This is a genomic window from Leucobacter sp. M11 (genome assembly GCF_035726885.1).
Lineage (GTDB): Bacteria > Actinomycetota > Actinomycetes > Actinomycetales > Microbacteriaceae > JAPFRB01.
This window is the reverse complement of record NZ_JAPFRB010000005.1, coordinates 106,103-108,840: the sequence shown is the minus strand read 5'-3', so window position 1 is coordinate 108,840 and position 2,738 is coordinate 106,103. Positions and strand designations below refer to the sequence as shown.

At 71.6% G+C, this 2,738-nt stretch carries 1 protein-coding gene and 1 pseudogene; both read left to right on the top strand.

Annotation, left to right across the window (positions count from 1 at the left end; translation table 11 throughout):
• Positions 1-827: pseudogene (locus OOT08_RS15810) on the top strand (hypothetical protein); the annotation flags it as partial.
• A gap of 111 nt (positions 828-938) precedes the next feature.
• Positions 939-2,738, top strand: a 1,800-nt coding sequence (locus OOT08_RS15805; RefSeq protein ID WP_325093793.1) for a DEAD/DEAH box helicase, incomplete at its 3' end; no start/stop codon positions are given.

Genomic DNA, 2,738 nt, shown 5'->3' with positions numbered 1-2,738 from the left:
AGGTGCTCGAGCAGCTGAGCGGCAGCGACGACGGCACCGAGTCGCTCGGCGCGGCCGTCACCGCCGAACAGCTCGCCGATCGGCACCGCGTCCGGGACCGGCGCACCCTCGCGGAGCGCGCGGGGCAGGAGCGGGACTGGACCTACGGCCACATCATCGTCGACGAGGCCCAGGAGCTCAGCCCGATGGCGCTGCGGGCCCTCATCCGGCGCTGCCCCTTGCAGTCGTTCACGCTGGTCGGGGACATTCATCAGGCCACCTCGCCCGCCGCGACGAGCTGGGAGACGCTGCTGGGCGAACAGACCCGCCGCCTGCGCCGCGCCGAGCTGACCGTCAATTACCGCACCCCGGCCGAGGTGATGGCGGTCGCGGAGGGCGTCCTCCGGTTCATCGACCCCGAGGGCGCCGCGCCCTCCTCGCTGCGCAGCACCGGCCGCCCGCCGCGCCTCATCGCGGTGCCGAGCGACGCGGTCCTCGACGCGGCCCTCGACCCCGCGGAGGCCTTCCTCGGGGCGCACGCGGAGGGCACCGTGGCCCTGCTCGTGCCGAGCGCGCGCCTCGGCGAGTTCCGTGCGGGGCTCGCCGCGCGTGGCCTGAGCGCCCGCGGTCCGGGCCCCGGGGCCGAGTCGCGGCTGTGGCTGACGGATCCGGGCGGCGCGAAGGGCCTAGAATTTGACCGGGTCGTGCTCGTCGAGCCGGGCGAGATGGTGACCCCGGACGGGGTCGGGCGCTCCGGGCTCTACGTGGCGCTCAGCCGGGCGACCCAGGACCTCACGGTGGTCGCGGCCGGCCCGCTCCCCGAGGGACTCGACCTCGACGTCGCCTAAGCCGCGTTTCGGGCGCGCCCGGAGCGCCGACACGCCGCATTCACAGGTTCAGGGGCTTTCCTTTTGCCGGTTTGGTCCGGTCAGCGCGATTGAGCGGGTACCGTTAACAGCATGACGTCTTCTGACACCCCTGCGCCCAGCGACACCTCTGCCCCAGGCGCTGATTTGACCTTCGCCGACCTCGGCCTTGACGAAATCGTTCTCAAGACCCTGAGTGACGTCGGCTACGAAACCCCCTCGGCCATCCAGGCCGCCACCATTCCCCCGCTGCTCGCGGGCCGCGATGTCGTCGGACTCGCGCAGACCGGCACCGGCAAGACCGCCGCCTTCGCCCTGCCCATCCTCTCCCGGCTGGACGCCGCGCAGAAAACCCCCCAGGCCCTCGTCCTGGCCCCCACCCGCGAGCTCGCGCTCCAGGTGTGCGAGGCCTTCGAGCGGTACGCCGCCCGCCTCAAGGGCGTCCGCGTCCTGCCCGTCTACGGCGGCCAGGGCTACGGCGTGCAGCTGTCCGCGCTCCGCCGCGGCGTGCACATCGTCGTCGGCACCCCCGGTCGCATCATGGACCACCTCAACAAGGGCACCCTCGACCTCTCCGAGCTGAAGTACCTCGTGCTCGACGAGGCCGACGAGATGCTCAAGATGGGCTTCGCCGAGGACGTCGAGACGATCCTCGCCGACACCCCCGTCGACAAGCAGGTGGCCCTGTTCTCGGCCACGATGCCCGCGCAGATCCGCCGCATCTCGAAACAGCACCTCCGCGACCCCGAGGAGATCACGGTCAAGTCCAAGACCACGACCTCCGCGAACATCACGCAGCGCTACCTGCTCGTGTCGTACCCGCAGAAGGTGGACGCGCTCACCCGCATCCTCGAGGTCGAGAACTTCGAGGGCATGATCGTCTTCACCCGCACCAAGAACGAGACCGAGACGCTCGCCGAGAAGCTGCGCGCCCGCGGCTTCTCCGCCGCGGCGATCAACGGCGACGTGGCGCAGGCCCAGCGCGAGCGCACCGTCAACCAGCTCAAGAGCGGCAAGCTCGACATCCTGGTCGCCACGGACGTCGCCGCCCGCGGCCTCGACGTGGAGCGCATCAGCCACGTCGTGAACTTCGATCTCCCGATCGACACCGAGTCCTATGTGCACCGCATCGGCCGCACGGGCCGCGCTGGCCGCACGGGCGACGCGATCAGCTTCGTCACCCCGCGCGAGCGTCGCATGCTGACCTCCATCGAGAAGGCGACCCGGCAGCCGCTCACGCAGATGCAGCTGCCGAGCGTGGACAGCGTCAACGCGACCCGGCTGTCCCGCTTCGACGACGCGATCTCCGAGGCGCTGAACCAGACCCAGCAGATCGACACCTTCCGGGACGTGATCCGGCACTACGTCGATCACCACGATGTGCCCGAGGTTGACGTGGCCGCGGCCCTCGCGATCGTCTCGCAGGGGGACACCCCGCTCCTCCTGGACCCCGAAGAGGAGCGCCGCCAGCAGCGCCTGGAGCGCGACCGTCGGGACCGGGAGCGCGCCGAGCGCCCCGAGCGCAGCGACCGCGGGGACCGCTTCTCCCGCAACGACCGCGGCGACCGTCCCGAACGGCCCCGCTTCGACCGCGACGACCGCTCCGAGCGCACCCCGCGCGGCAGCGGTCAGCCGATGGAGATGTACCGCATCGCCGTCGGCAAGCGCCAGAAGGTGGAGCCGCGCCAGATCGTGGGCGCGCTCGCGAACGAGGGTGGCCTGCGCCGCGACGACTTCGGCGCGATCCAGATCCGCCCGGACTTCTCGCTCGTGGAGCTGCCCGCCAACCTGTCGGGCGACGTCCTGGACCGGCTCACGAGCACCCGGATCAGCGGCAAGCTGATCGAGCTGCGCCCCGACACGGGCGGCGGCGCCCGCTTCGACCGCGACGAG